The sequence below is a fragment of the Rathayibacter sp. VKM Ac-2804 genome (assembly GCF_009866655.1).
In the GTDB taxonomy this organism is placed as follows: Bacteria; Actinomycetota; Actinomycetes; order Actinomycetales; family Microbacteriaceae; genus Rathayibacter.
This window is the reverse complement of record NZ_CP047420.1, coordinates 1,064,785-1,087,966: the sequence shown is the minus strand read 5'-3', so window position 1 is coordinate 1,087,966 and position 23,182 is coordinate 1,064,785. Positions and strand designations below refer to the sequence as shown.

Below are 23,182 nucleotides of genomic sequence, written 5' to 3'. Positions count from 1 at the left end.
CGGACCGATCCGGCGGGATCGGGGCTGCGAACCACTTCTGCGCCCCTCGACCCCGAGGACGGCGCCGCCCCTCCGTGTCCCCTCGCGAGGACCGCGCCTCCCCGACCTCCACCCGAGAGGCCCCGCCATGACCCTCCAGACCCCGACAGTGCGCCTCGAGCGCACCGGCCCCGTCGCGCGCCTCGTGCTCGACCGGCCCGACGCGCTCAACGCCCTCGATCTCGAGACGGCCCTGCAGCTGGTGCGCGCCCTGATCCGGCTGAACGCCGACCCGAGCTGCACCGTCGTCGTCGTGGAGTCCGCCGGCCGCGCCTTCTGCACCGGCGGCGACGTCTCGGCGATCCTGGGCGCCGATCGCCCCGACGAGTACCTCCGCGACCTGGCGACGACCGCCGGCGAGGCGTTCCGCCTCCTCGGCGAGAGCAGCGCCGTCGTCGTCTGCGCGATCGACGGCGTGGTCGCCGGCGCGGGGATCGCCTTCGCCCTCGCCGCCGACATCGTCGTCGCGACGCCCGCCGCCACCTTCGTCAGCGCCTACGGCGACGTCGGGCTCGTCCCGGACTGCGGCGTCACGGCGACCCTGCCCGCGACGATCGGCCGCCGCCGGGCGCTCGACTTCGTGCTGTCGGGCCGCGCCGTCCGGGCCGCCGAGGCGCTCGAGTGGCAGCTCGTCACCGAGGTCGTGCCCCGCGCCGAGCTCGCAGCCCGCGTCGACGAGCGCGTCCGGGCGCTCGCCGCCCGCCCGCCGCTCGTGGCGGCCGCGGCCAAGCGCCTCCTGAACAGCGAGCCGCTCGACCTGCGCGAGCGGATCGAGGAGGAGACCGGCACCCTGATCGAGCTGCTGGCGACCGAGCGCACCCGCGCACTGCTCGACGCGGAGCACGAGCGGCAGCAGCGCCGCCGGACCCGCGGCACCGTCGCGGTGTGACCGGCGCGGGCGCCGCCGGCTGATCACGGGCGGTGTCAGGACTGGGCGACGAGCCCGGCCAGATCGCGGATCGACGCCGCTCCCGACTGCCGCAGCAGCACCCGGAACTCGGCGTCGAGAACGCCGAGCAGCGCGGCGACCTCGTCGGCGCCACCCGCGGCGAGCGCCCACATCAGCGGCCGTCCGACGAAGACCGCCCGCGCCCCGAGCGCGAGCGCCGCGAGCACGTGCCGGCCCGAGCGGACGCCGCTGTCGACGTAGACCTCGGCGTCGGCACCGACCGCCGCGGCCACCTCGGCGAGCGCCCCGACGGCGGTGATCGAGCCGTCCATCCGCCGGCCGCCGTGGGTCGAGACGACGACACCGGAGGCGCCCGCGTCGACCGCGCGCCGCGCGTCCTCGCCGCGCAGCACGCCCTTCACCAGGACCGGCAGACCGCTCACCGAGCGGAGCCGGCCGATGTCGTCGAGTCCCGGGTTCGGCACGGGACGGCCGAGGACCAGGGCGCGTTCCTGCTCGGTCAGGTTGCCCAGCCTCGCCTTGCCTGGGATCTCCGGCCAGGTCAGCGGCTCGATGCCGGGGCGCTCGCCGCGCAGCACCGGCATCTCGACCGTGAGCATCAGAGCGCGGGCGCCGTGCTCAGCGGCCCGCTCGACGAGCGCGTGCGTCACGTCGCGGTCCGCGAGCAGGTAGACCTGGAACCACCACGGCGCACCCGCCGCAGCGATCCGCTCGAACGGCAGCGCCGTGTTCGTGGAGACGCCGAGCAGGGTGCCGGCGCGCGCCGCCGCCTCCGCCATCGCGATCTCGCCCCGCGGGTCCGCGGCGTTCTGCTGCGCCATCGGCGCGACCAGCACCGGGCCGCGGACCTCCGTGCCGAGGACAGTGGTCGTGGTGTCGCCGTCGAGCTCGCCGTTCAGGGCCGCCGGCCGGAACCGGATCGCGTCCCAGGCCGCGAGGTCGGCGTCGCGCTCCCCCCGGCCGCCCGCGACGGCGCCGTAGTAGTCGGCGACGAACCAGGGCAGGACCTCGCGGGCGCGCTCCTCCAGCTCGGCGACGAGTCGGCGGGTCGGTGCGCTGTCGCCGGACATGGGCGGCCTCCACTTCGAGGGCGCCGGTGCGGCGCGGGGGCGGGCCGGGAGGGTCCGCCGCGGCTCGACCCTACCCGCGGCCGTCGCGCCGCGATCGGAGGGGCGCGGTGCCGCCGGGTCGGCTACGGTGGTCCCTGCGAAGGGGAGTAGTTCCCACCGTCCGCGGAGCGGACGACGAGGCGCGTCGACATGCTGGTCCGGAGAGTCCCGGACCCGGCCCGCCACCCAGATCCTCGCGGAACCGGGCGAACGAGACCTTCGGTCAGTCGACACGTGTCCTGATCGGTCCTCTCGCGCGGGTCGGCCGGGGTGCCGAACCCAGGAGATCCCATGGCGACCACCGCCCGAGACACCCCTTCCTCCCCCACCCCCGTGCAGATCCGCCGCTGGCGGCGCTACCTCGCCGACGAGCTCGCCGAGGCCGCGAGCTACCGCGATCTCGCACAGCGCCGCACCGGCGAGGAGCGCGAGATCCTGCTCGCCCTCGCCGCGGCCGAAGGGCGGCACGAGGAGCACTGGCGGGAGCTGCTCGGGTCGGCCGCCGAGCCGCAGCCCCGGCCCGACCTGCGCACCCGCCTCCTCGGCTTCCTGACCCGGCAGTTCGGCTCGGTCTTCGTGCTCGCGCTGATCCAGCGCGCCGAGGCCCGCTCGCCCTACGCCGACGACGACGACGCGACGGAGGCGATGGCCGCCGACGAGCGGATCCACGGCGAGGTCGTCCGCGGGCTCGCCGAGCGCGGCCGCAACCGGCTCTCGGGCACCTTCCGCGCAGCGGTGTTCGGCGCCAACGACGGCCTGGTCTCGAACCTGGCCCTCGTCCTCGGCGTCGGCGCGAGCGGCGTCGGCACCGGGGTCGTGCTCTTCACCGGCATCGCCGGGCTGCTGGCCGGCGCGCTCTCGATGGGGGCCGGGGAGTTCGTCTCGGTGCGCTCGCAGCGCGAGCTGCTCTCCGCCTCCTCCCCCGACCTCGACACCAACCACGTCGTCTCCGACCTCGACGTCGACGCCAACGAGCTGTCGCTGGTCTACCGCGCGCGCGGGCTCTCGCAGGAGGACGCGGACGCCCGCGCCGCCCGCGTCTTCGCGGGACTGCGGGGCGGCGCGGCGCCGACCTCGCCGATCACCATCGGCGGGCCGAAGGCCGACCCGTCGATCGACGAGCACGAGTCGATCGGCACGGGGATGGGCGCGGCGCTGTCGAGCTTCTGCTTCTTCGCCTCGGGCGCGATCATCCCCGTGCTGCCCTACCTGCTCGGGATGTCGGGGCTGGCCGCGGTGGTCCTCGCGTCCGTCCTGGTCGGCCTGGCGCTGCTCGCGACCGGCGCGATCGTCGGCCTGCTCTCCGGCGCGCCGCCCCTCGCCCGCGCGCTGCGCCAGCTCGGCATCGGCTACGGCGCAGCGCTCGTCACCTATCTGCTCGGGCTGCTGTTCGGGGCGTCGGGGGTATAGGGGGCATTCCTCCCACTTCCGCCGGAAGTGCTGACGACGGTGGGTCTCGATACGCCCCTGCGGGGCTGCTCGACCAGCATGCTCGAGCGATCTCGCGCTCTGACGCATCGACAGCAGCCCATGCTGATCGAGTAGCGCGCGCAGCGCGCGTATCGAGATCCCCCTCAACCGGAGGCGCCGGCGTCAGTGGGTCGTCGCCTCGGCCTCGGTCTCGACGTCGTCGGAGGGCGCCTGCTTCGCGGGCCGGGCACGCCAGCGCAGCGCCGCGACGCCCATCGCCAGCAGCAGGGCGAAGGGCAGGCTGCCCAGCAGCGGGATCGAGGCGTAGTAGGTGATCTGCCGCTGGATCCACTCCGGTGACGGGGTGTCGGAGTCGCCGTAGTACGACGCGGGCGGCGAGGAGTAGCCGCTGTAGAGCAGCGCGACGCCGAGCACGCTGCCGGCGAGCCCCGCGAGCAGCAGGGCGAGCAGCCAGGGGTTCCGCCAGAGCGGCGCAGAGGGCTCGACGGCGGCGTCGACGCGGCGGGCGGGCGCCTCCTCTCGGGCGGCGTCCGCGAACGGCTGCACGATGGGCGCCGCATCGGCGTCGGACGGCAGGCGCACGGGCGGACCGGCGGGGGCGGGACTCTCGGCGGCCCGCCGCGAGCGCCGGCTGTCGGTCGCGACCTCGGCGAGCGCGGGCGGCCGCCGGCGGGCGATCCCCTCCGGCGCCGTGCTCGGCCGCGCGAAGGCGCGCTCGTCGCCGCGCACCCGGTCCACTCCCCCGGCGAAACCCCGCTGGAAGGCGGCGTCGTACCGCGGATCGACGCGCTCGCGCTCGGCTCCGCCTCGTTCAGTCATCGTCGACCTCCGGTTCGCTGCCCAGGATCCCGCGCAGCCAGTCGCGGGCCTCGATGAACACCTCGTCGTCGTAGCGTCGCACGTACGAGACCGGACGGCGATCCGCACGGGGATACGAGCCGAGGAAGATCACCCGCGGACTGAAGCGGCGGAGGCCCAGCAGGGCGTCGGCGACCCGCTCGTCGTGCACGTGGCCGTCGAGGTCGATGACGAAGCGGTAGCGGCCGAGGGCGTCGCCGATCGGCCGCGACTGGATCATGCTCAGGTTCACGCCGCGGGTCGCGAACTGCTCGAGCATGTCCAGCAGCGCGCCGGGGGCGTCGGAGGGCAGCTCGACGATCAGGCTCGTCTTGTCGGCGCCCGTCGGCTCGGGCAGCACCCGTGAGCGCGAGACGTGCACGAAGCGGGTGACCGCGTTCGGGTTGTCGCCGATCCGCTCCGCGAGCACCTCGACGCCGTGGTGGCGGACGATGCCCGGCGGCGCGATCGCGGCCTGGGCGGGCGAGCCGGCGAGCAGGTCGATCGTGGCCTGCACGTTGCTCGACGCGGGCAGGTGCTCGTGGCTCGGGATCGTCCGGTCGAGCCACTCGCGGCACTGGCCGTAGGCGACCGGGTGGGCGGCGACGATCCGCACGTCCTCGAGCCGCGCCCCCGGGCGGCCGACCAGGATGAACGACACCGGCACGAGGTACTCGCCGACGATCCGCACGCCCGGGATCTTCGCCAGCGCGTCCTGCGCCGCGGTCACCCCGCCCTCGACCGAGTTCTCGATCGCGATCACCGCGCCGTCGCTGCGCCCCGAGACGAGGTCGTCGAGCGCCTCGCCGACGTTGCCGACACTCCGCCAGACGTGCCCGCGCGCCTCGGGCACCTGCGCGAGCGCCGCCTCCGTGAACGTGCCGGACGGCCCGAGATAGCTGTAGGTGCGGGGGGCGGAGGCGGTGTCGGGGACACCGTCGGAGGCGCGGTCGGGCATGGCGGACAGCCTAGCCAGCGCCTGTCCAGCCGGTATCGCGGCCCCGGCGCGACTGCCACTATGGACCCCATGACCGATCGCGCAGGGAAGCCGGCAGAGGCCTCCGATCTCATCGACGTCGAGGCCCTCGTGAGGGCGTACTACGAGAAGAAGCCGGACGTGTCCGACCCCTTGCAGAAGGTGGTCTTCGGCACCTCCGGGCATCGCGGCTCGTCGTTCGACACCGCCTTCAACGAGGACCACATCGCAGCGGTGACGCAGGCGATCGTCGAGTACCGGACGAACGAGGGCATCACCGGGCCGCTCTTCATCGGCGCCGACACCCACGGCCTCTCGCGTCCGGCGCTGACGACCGCGCTCGAGGTGCTGGTCGCCAACGAGGTGCGGGTGCTCGTCGACGAGTTCGACGACTTCGTGCCGACGCCCGCGCTCAGCCACGCGATCCTCCGCTACAACAACGACCCATCGCACACCGACCGCGCCGACGGCATCGTCGTCACGCCCTCGCACAACCCGCCCCGCGACGGCGGCTTCAAGTACAACCCGCCGCACGGCGGCCCCGCCGACTCCGACGCCACCTCCTGGATCGCGAACCGCGCCAACGAGCTGATCGCCGACGGCAACCGCGACGTGAAGTCGGCCGAGCCGAGCGCCGTCGAGACCTACGACTACCGCACCCACTACGTCGCCGACCTGAAGAACATCATCGACATCGACGCGATCAAGAAGGCCGGGGTGAGGATCGGCGCCGACCCGCTGGGCGGTGCGTCGGTGCACTACTGGCAGCTGATCGCCGAGATGTACGAGCTCGACCTCACGGTCGTCAACGGCGAGGTCGACCCGGCCTGGGGCTTCATGACCCTGGACTGGGACGAGAAGATCCGGATGGACCCGTCGTCCCCCAGCGCGATGGCCTCGGTCGTCGCCCGGGCCGGCGACTACGACATCCTCACCGGCAACGACGCCGACGCCGACCGCCACGGCATCGTCACGCCCGACGGCGGCCTGATGAACCCCAACCACTACCTCGCGGTCGCGATCGACTACCTCTACCGCCACCGCTCCGGCTGGCGCGAGGACGCGGCGATCGGCAAGACGCTGGTCTCCTCCTCGATCATCGACCGGGTCGCGGAGTCGCTCGGCCGCCGCCTCTGGGAGGTGCCGGTCGGCTTCAAGTGGTTCGTGCCCGGGCTGGTCGACGGCTCCGTCGGCTTCGGCGGCGAGGAGTCGGCGGGTGCGTCGTTCCTCCGCTTCGACGGCACCGTCTGGACGACCGACAAGGACGGCATCCTGCTGGCGCTGCTCGCCTCGGAGATCGTGGCCGTCACGGGCAAGAGCCCGTCGGCGCTGTACCGCGAGCTGACCGAGCGCTTCGGCGACCCGGTCTACGAGCGCGTCGACGCCGTCGCCACGAAGGCGCAGAAGGCGGCGCTCGGCAAGCTCGACGGCGACGCCATCTCGGCGACCACCCTCGCCGGCGAGGAGATCGTCGCCAAGCTCTCGAAGGCTCCCGGCAACGACGCGGCCGTCGGCGGCGTCAAGGTCGTCACCGAGAACGCCTGGTTCGCCGCGCGCCCCTCCGGCACCGAGGACGTCTACAAGATCTACGCCGAGTCCTTCCGCGGCCTCGACCACCTGCACGAGGTGCAGGCCGAGGCCCGCACCATCGTCGACGCGGCCCTGGGCTCCTAGCCCGCGCGGCACGCCGCCGAGTCGCCCGAGAAGGCTCGTTCTCCGCCCCGGGAGCGAGCCTTCTCGGGCGAGTCAGTGGCGCAGCGCCGCGCGCACCTGGGCGACGACGGAGTCGAGGTCGGCGAGGTCGTCGCCGGTGAGCTCGATCACGGTCCAGCCGGCCGCGCGGAGGCGGCGCGCGCGGGCGACGTCCCTGCGCCACTGGCCGGGCTCGGAGCGGTGGTAGTCGCCGTGGTACTCGATGATCAGGCGGGCCCGGGCGAGGCAGAGGTCGACCCGGCCGAGGAAGGTGCCGGCCTCGTCGTGGATCTCGACGTTCGCCTCGGCCCCGGTGATCCCCGCGAGCACCAGCGCCACGCGGACCTGCGACTCGGGACGCGACTCCGCGCGGCCATCGAGCAGCCCGAGGGCTCGACGCAGGCGTGAGACGCCCCGTCGTCCCGGATACCGCGCGAGCGCGGCACGCAGTGACTCCTCGGTGACGAGACGTCGGTGGAGGAGGTCGTCGCCGACCGCCACGAGGTCCGCGAGCTCGAGGACGGCGCCGAGGTCGCACCAGGTGCGCTCAGGAGTGGTGAGAGCGCGCCTCCGCCCCGTCACGACGTCGACGGCGCGGTCGAGAGTGAGACTGCGACCCGCGAGTCCGCGCGCGTGCGGCGCCCGGGCCGGTGCGACGACGGCGACGTCCACGATGGTGCGCTGCTCCCAGCGCCGGTCGAGCGGAGCGCCCCAGAGCAGCGCCGCGGTCGGCCCGCAGACGAAGACGCTGTCTCCGAGGCGATGCAGCACCGCCGCGCAGCGATCCGCGAGCGTGACGGCCGGCGCCGACGATCTGACTCCGTAGGCCGGCGACGAGAACTCCGCCGACCGCATCCGCGCCCGCGACAGCCCCGCGGCGCTCCCCTCCGCCACGCTGAAGACGCCCTCCGGCTCGTCGCCACTCACCGCGCCATGCTGGCGCCTCTAGCCCTTCCGTGCGCGAAGTTGTCCACAGGCGCCGCTCACTCGCCCGAGAAGGCTCGTTCTCGGGGTGGAAAACGAGCCTTCTCGGGCGAGTGAGGACGGGACTCCGGTGGAGGGGGATCTACTGGGAAGAGACGCCCGCACACATGCTGGTCGAGTAGCCCGCAGGGGCGTATTGAGCGGCGAAGCCGCTTCGCGTCTCGGTGGTGAGGGAAAGGACGCGGCGCCGCCGCGTCATGCTGGTCGAGTAGCCCCGCAGGGGCGTATCGAGACCCGCCACCACCAGCAGGGCGGGTCTGCAGACTCGCGTTCTCACGGTGGTGGATCTCGATACGCCCGCTGCGCGGGCTACTCGATCAGCATGCAGACGCGGCGCTGCGCGGGCTGCTCGATCAGCACGCGCAGGCCGGGGCGTCGCGGAGCGACCTACCAGCGGGGGTGGACCGTGGGGCGGAAGTGGGTGTCGTAGAGGGCGTTGACGGCCTCCATGAAGGCGGGGCCGAGGGGGGCGGCGTCCGCGGCGGTGGCGTTCGCCTTCGCCTGCTCGACGGAGCGGGCACCGGGGATGACGGCGGTCACGCCGTCCTGCTGGATGATCCAGGCGAGCGCGGCGGCGGCGGGCGCGAGGCCGTGGTCGGCGGCCAGGAGGGAGAACTCCTGGGCGGCCTCGACGCCGGTCGCGAAGTCGACGCCCGAGAAGGTCTCGCCGACGTCGAAGGCGGAGCCGTCGCGGTTGTAGTTCCGGTGGTCGTCCGGCGCGAAGGTCGTCTCGGTCGTGTAGCGGCCGCTGAGCAGGCCGGAGGCGAGCGGGACGCGCGCCAGGACGCCGACGCCGGCCTCGCGGGCCGCGGGCAGCACCGCGTCGAGCGGCTTGAGGCGGAACGCGTTGAGGATGATCTGGACGCTCGCGACGTTCGGCCGCGCGATGGCGGTGAGCGCCTCGTCCGTGCGCTCGACCGAGACGCCGTAGTGCGCGATGGCGCCCTCGTCGACCAGGGTGTCGAGCGCGTCGAAGACCGCGTCGTCGGAGTAGACCGAGGTCGGCGGGCAGTGCAGCTGCACCAGGTCGAGCGTGTCGACGCCGAGGTTCGAGCGCGAGCGGTCGGTCCAGGCGCGGAAGTTGTCGAGCACGTAGTTGGCGGGGATCTGCTCCACGCGGCGGCCCATCTTCGTCGCGACGAAGACCTCCGCGTCGGGGTGGGCGGCGCGCCAGGCGCCGATGGTCCGCTCGCTGCGGCCGTCGCCGTAGACATCGGCGGTGTCGAAGAGGGTGACGCCGGACTCCGCCGCGGCGTCGAGGATGGCGAGGGCGTCGCTCTCCGCGACGTCCCCCCAGTCGGCACCGAGCTGCCAGGTTCCGAGGCCGACGACGGAGACGGGCGCACCGGTGCGGCCGAAGATTCGAGTTTCCATGCCTCCACCGTAGGTGCGGCCGGAGGATGCGAGCAGCCCCTTGCGCGTGCCCTACCGTCGGAGCATGAGCCTCGTCGTCCTCGGAAGCGCCAATCTCGATCACGTCCACCGGGTGGCCCGCATCCCCGCGCCCGGCGAGACCGTTCTCGCCCTCGACTCCCGCACCTTCCCCGGCGGCAAGGGGCTCAACCAGGCGGTGGCCGCCGCCCGCACGGTCGCGGGCAGCGCCTTCGTCACGAGCCTCGGGCGCGACGCCGCGGGCGACGAGCTCGCGGGACTGCTGGCGGAGGAGCCGCTCGAGCTGCACGCGCGCCGCGGAGACGAGCGCACCGGCACCGCGCAGATCACAGTGGACGACGCGGGCGAGAACGCGATCGTCGTCGACTCCGGCGCGAACGCCGCCTTCACCGACCTGACCGCGGAGGAGGAGGCGCTGATCGCCGGCGCCTCGGCGCTCCTGCTGCAGCTCGAGATCCCGGTCCCGACCGTGCTGGCGGCGGCACGGGCCGGCCGTGCGTCAGGGACCACCACCGTCCTCAACGCGGCGCCGATCGGCCCGCTGCCCGAGGAGCTGCTCGCCGAGCTGGACGTGCTGATCGTCAACGAGCACGAGGCGCGCGAGCTCGGCGCCGAGCGCGGCATCGCGGCGGCGGATGACACGGCCCTCGCCGTCGGCCTGACGGCGCTCGTCCCGCTGGTGCTGGTCACCCTGGGCTCGGACGGCGTGGTGGTCGCCGTCCGCGACCGCGAGCCGGTGCGCGCGCCGGCGTTCCGCGTCGCCGTAGTCGACACGACCGGCGCCGGCGACACCTTCTGCGGCGTCTTCGCGGCACGGCTCGCGGGCGGCGGCCACCGGCTCGACGACCCGGCGGCGCTGGTCGAGCTCGTCCGCTGGGCGACGGCGGCCGCGGCGATCTCGGTCACCCGGGCCGGCGCGGCGGTCTCGACGCCGACGGCGGCCGAGACGGAGGCGTTCCTCGCCGAGCACGGCGCCTAGACGGCTCGCCCTCCGGGCAGTCGACCGGGGGCGGCGCTCCCCCGCGTCAGTCGACGGAGGCGATCCGGATCGCGACGCGCGCCCGGCGACCGGGGTGCTCGCGCCGGCACCACTCGCGCACGACGGAGCCGACCGTCCGGGCGACATCCGGCGCCGACGACTCCGCGGCGACGCAGACCTCCGCGGACACCGACACCTCGTCGCCGAGGACGCGCACGAGCACCGGCTCGGCGAAGGTGCCGCCGGAGACCGCGCCGAGCGGCCCGTCCGCGGCGTCGACCGTGGAGGGCGTCAGCGCGCCCGCGGCGTGCGCGAGGACGTCGCGCACCTGCCCGCGCGCCGGCACGAGCATGGCCACTCCCGCAAGGGCGCGGATCTCGGCGGTGAGCACGGCGGCCGCGCTGGGCGCGGGCTCGCCGGGAGCGACCGCGGGCACCAGCACGATCGGCGCGACGGGCCGCGGCTCGGACCCGGTCACGCCTCCTCCCCGTTCGGGACGTAGACGTCCTCGACGCGCACGTCGATCGTCGAGACGCGCAGCTCGGTCTGGGTGAGCAGCCGGGAGTGGATCCGCTCGCGCACCTGCTGCGCCGCGTCGGCGATCGGGACGCCCCAGAACACCGAGATCGTCACCTCGACCGCGATGTCGGCGCCGGGGTCGGCGACGTCGCCCTGCAGCCGGCAGCGGCCGACGAGGACTCCGGAGACGCTGTCGCCCGCCTCGCGGACGATGCCGCGGACGGCGCCCTCGGTGATCGTCAGCTCGACGTCGGGGTCGGTGCTCGCGAGCGGGATGTCGCGGCCGGCCCGGGCCTCGCGCCGCACCTGGGTGAGGATCGAGCCGAACCAGTTCTCGGTGGGCACGGGGAGGTGCGCGGCGTCGTCGTCGATCAGCGCACCGGACAGGGCGCGGACGCGCTCGAGGGCGCGGAGCGTGCGGCGGTGCTCCGGCGACTCCTCGATCGCGGGGTCGTAGGGCAGGCGGCCGCGGTCGAGGTAGTCGCTGAGCTCGTCGAGGCCGACGGCGTCGCCGGCGTCGGTCTCCGCATCGGTCGCGTCGGTCTCCTCGACCGGATCGACCAGCGGCGCGCTCAGGGGCGGCAGCACGACGTCCTCGCCGGAGTCCGGGCGTCCGGGCGTCTCGTCCGGGGTCATCGCGCCGATCCCTTCATCGCGCCGACTCCTTCATCGCAGGCCCTCATCGCCAGTCCTCCATCGCCACGACCAGCGACTCCCGTGCTCGAGCGAGCTTGCCGCGGACGGCGGTGGCGGTGATGCCGAGGTGATCGGCGATCTCACTGTACGACTCGCCGCCGACCTCGCGGAGCAGCCAGCACTGCCGCTGGGTCTCGGGCAGGTCGGCCAGTGCCCGGGCGAGAGCGCGCATGGCGTCGCTCTGCTCGACCGACTCGAACGGACCGGGCTCGCGGGCCGGCGGGTGCTCGACGGCGTCGACGTCGTCGACCGGTCTGCGCTGGCGGAGGAGGTCGACGCTGGACCGGCTGACGATCCGCATCATCCAGCTCCGGACGCTCGCCGGCTCCTTCAGCTGCGGGAGCTGGGCCCAGACGGTGATCAGCGCGTTCTGCACCGCGTCCGACGCGTCGGCCTGCGAGCCGGTCAGCCGCCAGGCGTAGGCGCGGAGGATCGACTGGTGCCGCTTGACCAGCACCTCGAACGCCCGGACGTCGCCCTCGGCGGAGCGCTCGGCGAGGAGCGCATCGCTCGCCGTCTCCAGACCGGGCATGACGCTCCTCAGCGCTCACCGGCGGGAGCCGGATGGACTATCAGGTGACACTCAGCAAAAACTCTGACCTTCACCGTGACGAACGCCCGTCGGGCTCCGTCTCACTCATGAAAGCACAGCCCGACGGGAAACCCGCCGGACTCCCCGACCCCGGCCGCGCACCACGAGCGGCCGACGACACGCACAGGAGTCACCATGAGCGACAGCACGCGCACCCCCGCCACCCCCACCGCCCCCCGCGTCGACAAGGCCTCGGTCGACACCGTCACCAGCCTCGGCGGCAGCACGGTCTCCGGCACGGCCCAGGGCCGCACCGTCATCGACGACGCCGTCATCGCCAAGGTCGCCGGCATCGCCGCGCGCCAGGTGCCCGGCGTCTTCGCCCTCGGCAACAACGCCGCCCGTGCCTTCGGCGCGATCCGGTCGGCCGTCGGCGGCAACGACCACGCCCAGGGCGTCAGCGTCGAGGTAGGCGAGACCCAGGTCGCCGCCGATGTCACGCTCGTCGTCGAGTACCCGGTGCCGATGCAGTCGGTCGCCGACCAGGTCCGCGCCGCGGTGTCCGAGGCCGTCACCGAGCTCGTCGGCATGTCCGTCGCGGAGATCAACGTCGCGATCGTCGACGTGCACATCCCCGGCGAGGACAAGGGCGACACCGAGACCGAGAGCCGCGTCCGATGAGCGACCCCCGCATCCCCGCCCCCGCCCCGGCCGGCCGCAGCACCACGCTCGGCCTCGTCGTCGGCGCGATCCTCGCCTTCGCCGCCCTGCTCTTCGGCTTCTGGGGCTTCGTCCTCACCGCCGTCTTCATGGCGCTCGGCGTCCTGATCGCGCGGATACTCGACGGCTCGCTCGACGTGCGCAGCCTCGTGGACGTGTTCCGCGGCCGCACCACCTCCCGCTAGGAGTCGCCATGACCGCACTCGACCAGCGTCCCGCCGAGCGGACCGCTCGGACGGAGCCGGGGACCGTCACGATCTCCGTCCGCTCCCTCGAGCGGACGGCGGTGGCGATCGTCCACGAGGAGCTGGGGGTCGAGGTCTCCGCGATCCGCGTCCGGCTGTCGGACGACAGCGGCGGCCTCGCGCTCGCCGTCACCGCCCCGGTGGTGACGGACGGCTCCGGCCCGGCCGGGGAGAGCCTCCTCGACCGCCTGCACCGCCAGCGCGCCGCCGTCGCCTCCCGCATGGGGGCGCTCACCGGGCGCACCGTCAGCCGCGTCGACCTCCGGGTCAGCGGCACCCGCACTGCCAGCAGCACCCCGAGGAGGATCGCATGAGCCCCGCAGCCACCCCCCGCGACGCGGCCCCGGACGCGCGGTACCGCCGCTACCTGCGCCGCGAGACGCACAGCTCGCGCTCCGCGGCCCAGATCGTCGTGCTCGTGCTGATCATCCTGATCGCCGCGTACGTCGGGACGGAGGCGGTGCTCGCGATCGTCGGAGCCGCTCCCCTGCTGCTCGCGCCGTCCGCGCTCCTCGGAGCGATCGTCGGCGTGACGGATCTCGCCTCCGGCGCGATCATCGGCATCGCCGTCGGCACCGCGGTGCTGGCGCTGATCCTGCTGGTCCTCGCCCTCGCCCCGGGGGCCCGAGCCCGCCACACCGTGGCGGACGACCGGCTCGCCGTGGTCCTCGACGACGGCGTGATCGCGTCCTCCCTGGCCCGGTCGGCCCGCACGGCCGCCCGCTCCCGCCGCGAGGACACCCGTGCCTCGATCGGCCGCCGCACCGCCGTGATCGAGGTGACCCCCTCCTCGGGGATCACCGTCGACCGCGACTCCGTGCAGTCCGCCGTCGACGACGAGCTGAGCCGCATCGCGGCGACGCCCGCCCCCCGCGCCACCGTCCGCATCTCCGACTCCGGGAGGATCTGATGACCACGAGCAACCGGTTCGTGAACCGCCTGATCCTCCTCCTGGTCGGCCTCGTCCTCGCCGCCGTCACGGCAGGCCTGGTCCTGATCGCCGTCTCGCAGCCGGTCCGCGACGCGGTCGCCGACGTCGCGGACGGCCAGGGCGCGGCCCTCGTCTCCCGCATCTCACCGGAGGACGGCACCGCCTGGAGCGACGCGGCCGTGCTGTGGCCGCTCTACGCGATCGTCGGGATCTGCCTGCTGGGCATCGTGCTCGCGATCGTCCTGATCTCCGCGCACGGCCACGGCCGCACGAGCACCGTCCTCACCGACGCGGGCTCGTCTAGCGGCGTGGCCGGAGAGGTCGAGATCGCCACCGGCTTCGCCGAGGACGTCCTCGAGAACGCTCTGGCCGGCCGCACCGATCTGATCGACGTGACCGTCGCGGCCTACCGCCACGGCTCGTCGACGGCGCTCAAGGTCCGGGTCCTGCCCCGCGGTGGGGTCTCGCCCCGCACGGTCGTGGACGCGGTGCGCCAGGAGGTCCTGGAGCTCGATCGCCTGCTCGGCGCACGACTGCCCGTCGTGCTCGAGGTCGCCTCCAGCGCCCGAGCCGGGTTCTCCAAGGAGGACCGGGTCGCCTGACCCGCGAGCGCCCGCGCTCACCCACCACTTCCTCCAGCGGCCGTCGCCGGAGGACGAACCGAATCGAACGGAAGGAGCCCCTCATGGGTGCTGACGACAAGATCCGCAACGCTGCCGAGAACCTGCTCGGCAAGGCCAAGGAAGCGGTCGGCAAGCTGACCGACAACGAGAAGCTCGAGGCCGAGGGCCAGGCCGACCAGACGAAGGCCCACACCAAGAAGGTCGGCGAGGACGTCAAGGACGTCTTCAAGAACTGACGCTTCTCCCGAACGACGAAGAGGCCGCCTGTCGCTGATGCGACGGCGGCCTCTTTCCGTGTCTCTCCGGGCTTCGGGGCTCCGGCTCAGACGCTCCAGAACATGATGCGCCCGGCCGAGGCCGAGTCGATGCTCTGGTCGAGGTTGTCGGCGGTGTGCGAGGAGTACAGGATCGTGCTCCCCTTCACGCTCGTGACGACGCCGGTGTGGTCCCAGTCGCCCGAGCCGTCCCAGTCGAACTGCACGACGTCGCCGGGCTTCACGTCCGCGCGCTGCGCGTTCGTGAGGGGCGTCGCCCGCTCCGGGTGCGCGGAGAGGTAGGAGTTGAACGCGGTCGAGGAGGCCCAGGCCGAGCTGTAGCCGCCGGTCCGCGAGTAGCTCCACTCGCCGTCCATCTCCCAGCCGCGGGCGATCAGCGACTGCGAGGTGAAGTTGACGCAGTCGTTGCCGCCGATCACGCCGTACTGCGCGGAGTTGTAGTCGGACCAGTAGGTCTGCAGGTAGTCGAGCTGCGAAGCGAGGCGGCTGGCCTCGAGCGCGGCGGCGGCCTTCGCGGCCTCGATCGCCGGATCGGGCGTGTAGGCGAAGGTGATCGCGGAGGCGACGACCTTGGTGGTCGCGAGCACGCCGGTGGCGGCCGGGCTGGGCGAGGCCGTCGCGGCGGGGGCGACGAGCTCGGCGGGCTGCGCGTCTGTCGCGGCGGCGGCCGGGGCGGCGGTCGGCGCGGCGGTCGCGTCGGCGGCGGTCGGAGTGGCCGCCGGAGTGGCGGCGGTCGCCGTCAGCGGCTCCTGGGTCGCGGTCGACGCGTCGACGGCGGGCTGCACCGTCTCGACCGGCGTGCCGTCGACGGTCACCGCGGCCGCGGCGTCGGTGACGGCGTCGAAGGTGATCGGCGCTCCCCCGGCGTCGAAGAAGGCGACGGGGACGACTCCCTCGGCCTCGCCGCTCGCGGGCGGCGCGGTGACGGTGATCTGGTCGGGGTTGTCGACGGTGACGCTGCCCTCGGCGTCGCCGAAGCGGACGGTCGCCACGGAGTCGAGGTTCGAGCCGGCGAGGGTGACGCTCGTGCCGCCGGCGACGGTGCCGGTGGTGGTCGAGACGCTGCTGAGCACGACGCGGGAGTCGGCCGTGGTGGCCGGCAGGACGGTGACGGGCGCGGCCGTCGCCGTCGGGGCGGCGGTGGAGGCGGTCGCCGACTCGGCGTCCGTGGAGGCGCCGACGGTGAGGCTCACACCGGAGGCGGCGGCCACGAGGACGAGCCCGCCGGACATCGCCAGCACGAGGTGCCGGCGCGAGGGGCGGAAGAAGGACGAGCCGCGACGAGCGGGCTCGACGCGCTGGCGGTGCCCCTCGGCGGCCCGGCGGTCGCGGCGGGAGGGGAAGACGTCGCCGCTCGCGGGGTGCAGCGGGGCGGCGGCGGAGGGGCGGATGCCCTCGGCGGCCGGCGCGAGCGCGACGGGGGCGAGGACGACCGGGGCCGGGGCAGCGGAGGCGGGGAGCTCGACGGCGGGGGCTGCCGGCGTCACGACGGGCGGGGTCGAGCGGACGCGGCCCTCGCGCTCGCGCGCCTCACGGCGGGTCAGCGGCGGTGCGAGCTGAGCGTCGGCGGGGGCGACCTCGGCGGCAGCGGGCACGGTGGAACGGGTGGAACTGTGGGGCACAGGGGAACTCACGGGTCGGTGCGCACGGGGGCGGGGGCGTGCGGGATTTCAGGGGGAAGCGGCCATGTCACCACGCGGGAGTCGGAGTCCCCTAAGGGTGACCTCCGAAAGCACTCCGAGTAACGGTACGGTAACAACGCCCGTCTGTCACGTCCGCTTCTGATCGCGGCCGTCTCCGCAAGCCCTTGCGGACCGATTTCCGGACACATCCGGATGTCCGAACGGACACGCGTTCAGCCCCCGAGCCGCTCGATCCTCCGCACGGCCGCACGCCGCCGATTGTGCAGCCACCCCCAGCTGGAGAAGTTCCGGGCATAGAAGATCCAGATTCCCGGGATGGTCGGCAGACCCTCCTCCGCCAGGCGCGCGTTGATCCGCTGCCCGTCCCTCCCACTGCCGTCGCTCTCGGCGAAGACCGATTGGAGGCGAACGAGCACGTCGGAGGAGAACGGATGTCCGGCGATCGCGGCGTCGATCGCCTCCAGCTCGCGCTGCAGCTTCTCCCGCGTCGGTCTCCGAAGCACCGTGCTTCCCTTCCGCCTTTCGGCCACGCGGGCGGGAACCCCTCCCGCCCGCGTCTCAACAGGCTTGTCACCCCTCCAACGGATGCGCCGACAGCTCCCCAGTCCGTTCGAGCACTGGGCAGGCTCACCGACGGACGACGAGCGGGTTCAACCCCGATGCCGCTCGATCCTCCGCACGGCCGCGCGCCGCCGGTTGTGCAGCCACCACCAGCTGAGCGAGTACCGCAGCGTGGAAGCTCCGATCGTCTGAAGTTCCGGCAGGCCCTGCTCACGGAGTCGCGCGCTGATCAGCTCCTTGTCCCCGTCGCCGTCCTCGATGACGGCGAAGGCGCGCGTGATCGGCTCGGACCTGAAGGGATGGGCTTCGATGGCGTCATCGATCGAGCGGAGCTCACGCGATAAGCGCTCAGGTGAGCGTCGGCGGAACACGCTCCGGCCCTACTTTCCCCTGAGGCAGACCATGATCGACACGGCCAGCCCTCCACCGATCGATCCCGGCCCGCCCGACGCCATGATCGACACGATCTGCGGTCCGTTGATTCCGAGTCCGATGAGGCACTTGAACACGAAGGGCGCCAGCCACGCCGGATCGGCTACGACCGGGTACGCCACTCCGGGCGCCGAGTGATCGACCGTCTGCGTGAGGGTCGAACCGGACACCGAGTAGTGCGTCGGGATCCGGTCCCCGTCCGCGTCGATCGCCCACGCTGCTCCGATGAGCAGCGCGATGCCGCCGTCGGCATCGACGACCGCCGCTCCGTCGCCGAGCAGCTCGAGCCGCTGCCCCTCGGCGAGGGTCACGTCGTAGGAGTAGTCGGCCGGAGCCTGGGCATCCGCGATCGTCGTCAGCATCTGCACGCCTCGATCGCCGACCACGACGGAGGTCGCACTGTGAGCCGCGGGGTACACGACTCCCCCGTCCGCGAGGGCGGCAGCCGGACCAGCGCTCTCCGCGGCAGGGAGATCGACGATCACGGTCCGAGCGCCGTCGCCGATCCGGACACCGGCGGACGGATCGGACGGCACGACGACCGAGCCGGAGCCCAGGGCGGCCGTCCCGGCACCCTCGAGAACAGCGTCGTGGAGGAGAGTCGGATCGACCCTCTCGACGTTCTCGAGGGCCTCGGCGACCGTCGCCGACGCAAGCGTCGGCGGGCCCGGATCCTCGGCGGCGATGGCCGCCGGGGCGAGGAGTGCGGAGACGGCCACGAGGGCCGTGAAGGACAGTGCGGACGAGCGCCTCGAGGAGGCGAGCAGCGGGAATGTCATGAGATCTCCTTCGATCGAAAGCGAGCCTGCCTCGCTTTGAAGGAGAGGTTAGGGACGCGCTCGTTCGAACGGAAGGCGTGGCGTGGGACGCCCGACAGGGCGCGCCAGGAGGCGCGAGGGGGTGATCTCGAGCCGCCGATCAGCCGACCGGGGGCGCCGCTAGGAGACCGTGCCCGGCGCGTAGTCGGGGGCGTCCGGCAGCCCGAACAGGCGCTCGAGCGTCGGAATGCCGGCGTCGTGCAGGTGCTGCGCGAGCTCCACGCCGATGTAGCGGAGGTGGTACGGCTCGGACTCGTAGCCGGTGATCGGCGTGGTGTCGGGCTTGTAGCGGACGAGGAAGCCGAAGCGGTGCGCGTTCGCGCCGACCCACTGGCCCTCGGGGGTGTCGCCCCAGCAGATCTCGAGGGCGCAGGTCCCCGAGGAGCCGACGACGTCGACGGCCCAGCCGGTCTGGTGCTCGCTGTGCCCCGGGCGCGCGCTGGTCGCGTCCGCTCCGGCCTGGCCGCGCGAGGACACCCAGCCGGCGTAGACGCTGACCTGGGTGTCGTAGGAGCGGTAGGCGCTCTGCACCGCGAGCGAGAGGCCGGCCTCGCTCGAGGCCGCGGCGAACATCGGCACGAGTGCGTCCGCGGTCGCCTGGCGCATCGGCTGGCGATTGACGTAGGACACGTCCGGGTAGACGAGGTCGGCGGGGACGTAGTCGACCGGGTTCAGGGTGCGGAGCTTGTTGACGACCACCCAGATGCTGGCCGGGTCGTCGTTCGAGTGCGCGGAGAGGTCGATCCCGGGCGTCGCGGTCGGCGTCGGCGTGGGCGTCTCGGTCGGGGTCTCGACCGGCACCGCGCTCGCCGTGGCGGAGGCACTCGCCGACGCGCCCGGGACGGCACTCGGAGTCGCGGACGCGGCGGGAGTTCTCGCGCGGCCGGCGCCGAGTGCCGCGTTCACGCCGACAGCAGCGACTCCGGCGGCCACGGCGACTCCCCCGATCACCAGTGCGCGGCGCCGGAGGGGGCGCCCCTCCGGGGTCGGGTTCTCGTCCGAGGTCATGCTCCGAGCCTACGCGGGGCCCCGATCGCGCCCCCGTCCAGGGATGTCAAGCACTGAGGGGTGTATCCGTTCAGCACTGCTCCTCCACGCAGCTCTCCAATATCCTCAAAGGATTCACATAAGCAGACCCCCTAGCTTGAGTGACAGCCTCGGCGACCGCGCTCCTCCGCCCCCTCGGAGGAGCCGCCCACCGGTCCCGATGACGAGAGGACCCCATGCTGCGCCCCTTGCACGTCCGAGCAGTCCCCCTCCGCGCCGTCGCCCGGGCGGCCGAGCTGCCCGACGGCGACCTCCCGTCCGTCGAGGTGAGCGGGATCACCCTCACCGCCTCCGACGTCGAGCCGGGTGACCTCTTCGTCGCCCTCGCCGGCGTCAACCGCCACGGCTCCGACTTCGTCGCGGAGGCCGCCGAGCGCGGTGCCGTCGGCGTCCTCACCGATGCGGCCGGCGAGTCCGCCGCGCGCGCCACCGGCCTGCCCGTGCTCGTCGTCGACGACCCGCGGGCCCGCCTCGGCGCCGTCGCCGCCGTCGTCTACGCGACGACCGAGCGCGCGCCCCTGCTCCTCGGCGTCACCGGCACCAACGGCAAGACCTCGACGGTGCACATGCTCGAGGGGATGCTGCGGCAGCTCGGCGTCGTGCCCGGCCTGAGCTCCACCGCGGAGCGCCACATCGGCGACACCTCCGTGACGAGTGGGCTCACCACTCCCGAGGCGACCGAGCTGCACGCCCTCATCGCGCGCATGCAGGAGGAGGGGGTCGGCGCCGCCGCGATCGAGGTCAGCGCGCAGGCCCTCACCCGGCACCGCGTCGACGGCGTCGTCTTCGACGTCGCCGCGTTCACGAACCTCAGCCATGACCACCTCGACGACTACGGCGACATGGACACCTACTTCGCCGAGAAGGCGCAGCTGTTCCAGCCCGACCGCTCGCGCCGCGCGGTCGTCTCGCTCGACTCCCCCGCCGGGCAGCGCCTGGTGAACGAGGCGGGCGTCCCCGTCACCACGATCACCTCGCTCCCCGACGTCGACGCCGACTGGCGGGTGAGCATCCTCGAGCAGGAGTTCGGCCGCACCCACTTCCGCGTGGAGAACCGGGAGAACCGGGCGATCACCACGTCCGTCCCGATCATCGGCGCGCACATGGCGGCCAACGCCGCGCTGGCGATCGTGATGCTGATCGAGGCGGGCCGGCCGATCGGCGAGATCCGGGCGGCCCTGCACCGCGACGGCGGCCTCGACGTCTCCCTCCCCGGCCGCACCGAGCGCGTCTCGGGCGAGCACGGCCCCACGGTGTACGTGGACTTCGGCCACAGCGCCGACGCCTTCACCCGCACGCTCGAGGCGGTGCGCGAGGTCACTCCGGGCCGCGTGATCATGGTCTTCGGCGCCGACGGCGACCGCGACGCCCTGAAGCGGCCGGCGATGGCCGAGGCGGCGGTCTCGGGCAGCGACGTACTCGTCATCACCGATCACCACCCGCGCTTCGAGGACCCGGCGTCGATCCGCAGCACCCTGATGGCAGCGGCCCGCGCGGCGCGGCCGGACGGCGAGATCCACGAGGTCGACGACCCCAAGCACGCGATCCGCGTCGCCGTGTCGCTGGCGCAGGAGGGCGACTCGATCCTCTGGGCCGGACCGGGGCACCAGAACTACCGCGACATCGAGGGCGTGCGGACGCCGTACTCGGCTCGGGCCGAGGCGCGGGCGGCGCTGCGCGAGGCCGGCTGGGCCGAGGCGGGGGTCCCGGCGCACAGCTGAGCGGCGGCCCCGCGGGGCCCCGATCGGCCTCCTCGAACCGCGGATCGGGCGGGCCGTTCTGAGATCCTCCACAGGCTCGCCGGAAGCGGTGCCGTCGAGTCCGCACGCGGTGTAACTTTGCGCAGCACGCAACGTTTGCGGCGGTCCGCCGTGCCCTGGCGGCGTCCGCCAGACAAGGGGACCCCCGTGACCGATTCCGCCCGCCCACCCGCGACCGCCGCCACTCCCTCGGGCGCGATCATGTCGCACCGCCAGATCCTCTTCGTGATCTTCGGCCTGATGGCGGGGATGTTCCTGTCCTCGCTCGACCAGACGATCGTCGGCACCTCGATGCGCACGATCGCCGACGACCTCGACGGCCTCTCGCAGCAGGCCTGGGTCACCACCGCGTACCTGATCGTCTCGACGATCGCGACGCCGATCTACGGCAAGCTCTCCGACATCTTCGGCCGCCGCCCGCTCTACCTGATCGCGATCGTCCTGTTCCTGATCGGCTCGCTCCTGGCCGGCTTCGCGACCTCGATGCTCGGCCTCGCCGGCTTCCGCGCGGTGCAGGGCCTCGGCGCCGGCGGACTGATGTCGCTCGCCCTCACCGTGATGGGCGACATCCTGCCGCCGCGCGAGCGCGCCAAGTACCAGGGCTACTTCCTCGCCGTCTTCGGCATCTCCAGCGTCGTCGGCCCGCTGATCGGCGGCCTCCTCGCCGGCACCCCCGAGATCCTCTTCATCACCGGCTGGCGCTGGGTCTTCCTGATCAACCTGCCGATCGGCGCCGTGGCGCTGTTCATCGTGGTCCGCTTCCTGCACCTGCCCAAGCCCGCCGCCCGCCGCTCCGTGCGGATCGACTGGTGGGGTGCGGCGCTCGTGATCGTCGCCGCCGTGCCGCTCCTGCTCGTCGCCGAACAGGGCCGCGAGTGGGGCTGGGGCTCGCCGATCGCGTGGGTCTGCTACGTCGTCGGCGTGCTCGGCATCGTCGGCTTCATCGCCGCCGAGCGGATGATGGGCGACGACGCGCTGATCCCGCTGAAGCTCTTCCGCTCGCCGACCTTCTCGATGGCGACCGTCCTGGGCGTGCTGGTCGGCTTCGGCATGTTCGGCGGCATGATGGCGCTCCCGCTCTACCTGCAGCTCGTCAACGGCGCGACGCCGACCGAGTCCGGCTTCCTGATGCTGCCGATGATCCTCGGCCTGATGATCGCCTCGATCGTCTCGGGCCAGATCATCTCCCGCACCGGCCGCTACCGCGCCTTCCCCATCCTCGGCACGTTCCTGATGTCCGCGGCGTTCTTCTACCTCTCCTTCGTCTCGATCGACAAGCCGGTGATCTTCGTGATGGGCGGCATGCTGCTGCTCGGCCTCGGCCTCGGCCAGATGATGCAGACGCTGACCCTCGCCTCGCAGAACTCGGTCGACACGGCGAACATGGGCGTCGCGACCAGCGCCTCGACGTTCTTCCGCCAGATCGGCGGCACGCTGGGCACCGCGGTCATCTTCTCGGTGCTGTTCAGCCGCATCCCGGAGACCATCGCCGCCGCCTTCAAGAACCCCACGATCGCCGCGAACCTGCAGGCCGCCGCGTCCGACCCGACGATCGCGGCCGACCCGGCCAACGCGGGCATCCTGAAACTGCTGCAGTCGCAGGACTCGGGCGCGATCGGCTCGGCGCTCGACGGTGACACCTCGTTCCTCAACACGGCGAACGACGCCCTCTCGGCGCCGTTCCTCACCGGCTTCAACGACGCGACGGTCACCGTCTTCCAGGTGGCGCTCGGCGTGGTCCTGCTCGCCTTCGTGCTCTCCTGGTTCCTGAAGACCCCGCCGCTGCGGGCGAAGTCGGCCATGCAGGAGGCGCACGACCTCGCGAACGAGGACGCCGCGGCCGAGCTGCGCCGCACCGACCCGCAGCTGGCCGCCCGCGCGGGCGCCGACCTCGCCGCCGGCAGCATCGAGCCCGACGTGCGGACCGACTCCATCGCCACCGCGCCCCGGCGCACGGAGGACGGCGACCGGCGCGGCTGATCGCTGCGCCCGGTCGGCTCCTTCCGACCCCTGACGGCCCGGACGCCTCGG

General features: G+C 73.4%; 25 protein-coding genes. 12 read left to right on the top strand and 13 right to left on the bottom strand.

From position 1 onward, the window contains the following. Positions 1–127 precede the first annotated feature (127 nt). Positions 128–928 (top strand): enoyl-CoA hydratase/isomerase family protein, encoded by an 801-nt coding sequence (locus GTU73_RS05045; protein WP_160087543.1) that lies wholly within the window; start codon positions 128–130, stop codon positions 926–928. Between the two features lie 35 nt (positions 929–963). Here GTU73_RS05045 and GTU73_RS05040 read toward each other — a convergent pair whose 3' ends face one another. Further along, the gene (locus GTU73_RS05040) at positions 964–2,019 is read right to left on the bottom strand and encodes an alpha-hydroxy-acid oxidizing protein (RefSeq protein WP_160087541.1); all 1,056 of its coding nucleotides are present in this window, start codon (positions 2,017–2,019) and stop codon (positions 964–966) included. Between the two features lie 330 nt (positions 2,020–2,349). On the opposite strand from GTU73_RS05040, the gene GTU73_RS05035 reads away from it, so the two are divergent. Then, entirely contained in the window at positions 2,350–3,468 is a 1,119-nt protein-coding gene (locus GTU73_RS05035) for a VIT1/CCC1 transporter family protein (RefSeq protein ID WP_160087539.1), read from the top strand. 183 nt (positions 3,469–3,651) lie between these two features. On the opposite strand, the gene GTU73_RS05030 is transcribed toward GTU73_RS05035, so the two are convergent. Both GTU73_RS05030 and pheA read right to left on the bottom strand, forming a co-directional pair. Next, positions 3,652–4,308 carry a hypothetical protein gene (locus GTU73_RS05030; protein ID WP_160087537.1) on the bottom strand — a complete coding sequence of 219 codons (657 nt, stop codon included), beginning with the start codon at positions 4,306–4,308 and terminating at the stop codon, positions 3,652–3,654. After that, the gene (gene pheA / locus GTU73_RS05025; protein ID WP_160087535.1) at positions 4,301–5,284 is read right to left on the bottom strand and encodes a prephenate dehydratase; all 984 of its coding nucleotides are present in this window, start codon (positions 5,282–5,284) and stop codon (positions 4,301–4,303) included. The genes GTU73_RS05030 and pheA overlap by 8 nt, the downstream gene beginning before the upstream one ends. A 69-nt stretch (positions 5,285–5,353) precedes the next feature. Between pheA and pgm the strand changes: the two genes are divergently transcribed. Further along, positions 5,354–6,976 (top strand): phosphoglucomutase (alpha-D-glucose-1,6-bisphosphate-dependent), encoded by a 1,623-nt coding sequence (gene pgm / locus GTU73_RS05020; RefSeq protein WP_160087533.1) that lies wholly within the window; start codon positions 5,354–5,356, stop codon positions 6,974–6,976. A gap of 72 nt (positions 6,977–7,048) precedes the next feature. Here the strand turns inward: pgm and GTU73_RS05015 are convergent, their stop codons facing one another. Then, positions 7,049–7,921: a DUF559 domain-containing protein gene (locus tag GTU73_RS05015; protein WP_160087531.1), complete on the bottom strand. Its 873-nt coding sequence runs from the start codon at positions 7,919–7,921 to the stop codon at positions 7,049–7,051. Positions 7,922–8,365: 444 nt separating this feature from the next. After that, entirely contained in the window at positions 8,366–9,352 is a 987-nt protein-coding gene (locus GTU73_RS05010) for an aldo/keto reductase (RefSeq protein ID WP_160087529.1), read from the bottom strand. A 64-nt stretch (positions 9,353–9,416) separates the two neighbouring features. On the opposite strand from GTU73_RS05010, the gene GTU73_RS05005 reads away from it, so the two are divergent. Continuing rightward, positions 9,417–10,349, top strand: coding sequence for a ribokinase (locus tag GTU73_RS05005; protein ID WP_160087527.1), 933 nt, complete (start codon positions 9,417–9,419; stop codon positions 10,347–10,349). Positions 10,350–10,395: 46 nt separating this feature from the next. Here the strand turns inward: GTU73_RS05005 and GTU73_RS05000 are convergent, their stop codons facing one another. From GTU73_RS05000 to GTU73_RS04990, 3 genes are read right to left on the bottom strand one after another with little or no spacing between them, the layout of a single operon-like run. Then, a complete protein-coding gene (locus GTU73_RS05000; RefSeq protein WP_160087525.1) occupies positions 10,396–10,827 on the bottom strand; it encodes a hypothetical protein in 432 nt (143 codons plus the stop codon). Beyond that, positions 10,824–11,504, bottom strand: a complete 681-nt coding sequence (locus GTU73_RS04995) for an Asp23/Gls24 family envelope stress response protein (RefSeq protein WP_160087523.1) — start codon at positions 11,502–11,504, stop codon at positions 10,824–10,826. Before GTU73_RS04995 ends, GTU73_RS05000 begins: the two co-directional genes overlap by 4 nt. A gap of 43 nt (positions 11,505–11,547) precedes the next feature. Beyond that, the gene (locus GTU73_RS04990) at positions 11,548–12,096 is read right to left on the bottom strand and encodes a sigma-70 family RNA polymerase sigma factor (RefSeq protein ID WP_160087521.1); all 549 of its coding nucleotides are present in this window, start codon (positions 12,094–12,096) and stop codon (positions 11,548–11,550) included. A 195-nt stretch (positions 12,097–12,291) separates the two neighbouring features. Here GTU73_RS04990 and GTU73_RS04985 point away from each other — a divergent pair, with 195 nt between their 5' ends. The 6 genes from GTU73_RS04985 to GTU73_RS04960 all read left to right on the top strand — a co-directional run bounded on the left by GTU73_RS04985 (position 12,292) and on the right by GTU73_RS04960 (position 14,851). Next, positions 12,292–12,777, top strand: a complete 486-nt coding sequence (locus GTU73_RS04985; RefSeq protein WP_160087519.1) for an Asp23/Gls24 family envelope stress response protein — start codon at positions 12,292–12,294, stop codon at positions 12,775–12,777. Further along, the gene (locus tag GTU73_RS04980; protein WP_160087517.1) at positions 12,774–13,001 is read left to right on the top strand and encodes a DUF2273 domain-containing protein; all 228 of its coding nucleotides are present in this window, start codon (positions 12,774–12,776) and stop codon (positions 12,999–13,001) included. The genes GTU73_RS04985 and GTU73_RS04980 overlap by 4 nt, the downstream gene beginning before the upstream one ends. An 8-nt stretch (positions 13,002–13,009) precedes the next feature. After that, on the top strand, positions 13,010–13,375 hold the full coding sequence (locus tag GTU73_RS04975; protein ID WP_160087515.1) for a hypothetical protein: 366 nt from the start codon (positions 13,010–13,012) through the stop codon (positions 13,373–13,375). After that, positions 13,372–13,971 carry a hypothetical protein gene (locus GTU73_RS04970; RefSeq protein WP_160087513.1) on the top strand — a complete coding sequence of 200 codons (600 nt, stop codon included), beginning with the start codon at positions 13,372–13,374 and terminating at the stop codon, positions 13,969–13,971. The genes GTU73_RS04975 and GTU73_RS04970 overlap by 4 nt, the downstream gene beginning before the upstream one ends. Continuing rightward, positions 13,971–14,594 (top strand): hypothetical protein, encoded by a 624-nt coding sequence (locus tag GTU73_RS04965; protein WP_160087511.1) that lies wholly within the window; start codon positions 13,971–13,973, stop codon positions 14,592–14,594. The genes GTU73_RS04970 and GTU73_RS04965 overlap by 1 nt, the downstream gene beginning before the upstream one ends. An 83-nt stretch (positions 14,595–14,677) precedes the next feature. Continuing rightward, entirely contained in the window at positions 14,678–14,851 is a 174-nt protein-coding gene (locus tag GTU73_RS04960; RefSeq protein ID WP_160087509.1) for a CsbD family protein, read from the top strand. A gap of 86 nt (positions 14,852–14,937) precedes the next feature. On the opposite strand, the gene GTU73_RS04955 is transcribed toward GTU73_RS04960, so the two are convergent. The 5 genes from GTU73_RS04955 to GTU73_RS04935 form a co-directional block, all read right to left on the bottom strand. Beyond that, positions 14,938–16,512 carry an amidase domain-containing protein gene (locus GTU73_RS04955; RefSeq protein ID WP_160087507.1) on the bottom strand — a complete coding sequence of 525 codons (1,575 nt, stop codon included), beginning with the start codon at positions 16,510–16,512 and terminating at the stop codon, positions 14,938–14,940. 233 nt (positions 16,513–16,745) lie between these two features. Then, a complete protein-coding gene (locus tag GTU73_RS04950; RefSeq protein ID WP_160087505.1) occupies positions 16,746–17,036 on the bottom strand; it encodes a hypothetical protein in 291 nt (96 codons plus the stop codon). 147 nt (positions 17,037–17,183) lie between these two features. Beyond that, on the bottom strand, positions 17,184–17,465 hold the full coding sequence (locus GTU73_RS04945) for a hypothetical protein (RefSeq protein ID WP_160087503.1): 282 nt from the start codon (positions 17,463–17,465) through the stop codon (positions 17,184–17,186). Between the two features lie 9 nt (positions 17,466–17,474). Then, positions 17,475–18,305, bottom strand: coding sequence for a hypothetical protein (locus GTU73_RS04940; RefSeq protein ID WP_160087501.1), 831 nt, complete (start codon positions 18,303–18,305; stop codon positions 17,475–17,477). Between the two features lie 159 nt (positions 18,306–18,464). Continuing rightward, a complete protein-coding gene (locus GTU73_RS04935) occupies positions 18,465–19,352 on the bottom strand; it encodes a M15 family metallopeptidase (RefSeq protein ID WP_160087499.1) in 888 nt (295 codons plus the stop codon). A gap of 227 nt (positions 19,353–19,579) precedes the next feature. Here GTU73_RS04935 and GTU73_RS04930 point away from each other — a divergent pair, with 227 nt between their 5' ends. Together GTU73_RS04930 and GTU73_RS04925 are read left to right on the top strand one after the other, a co-directional pair. Further along, positions 19,580–21,112 (top strand): UDP-N-acetylmuramoyl-L-alanyl-D-glutamate--2,6-diaminopimelate ligase, encoded by a 1,533-nt coding sequence (locus GTU73_RS04930; protein WP_244231777.1) that lies wholly within the window; start codon positions 19,580–19,582, stop codon positions 21,110–21,112. A 240-nt stretch (positions 21,113–21,352) separates the two neighbouring features. Continuing rightward, positions 21,353–23,131 (top strand): MDR family MFS transporter, encoded by a 1,779-nt coding sequence (locus GTU73_RS04925; RefSeq protein ID WP_160091225.1) that lies wholly within the window; start codon positions 21,353–21,355, stop codon positions 23,129–23,131. The last annotated feature ends 51 nt before the right edge of the window (positions 23,132–23,182 follow it).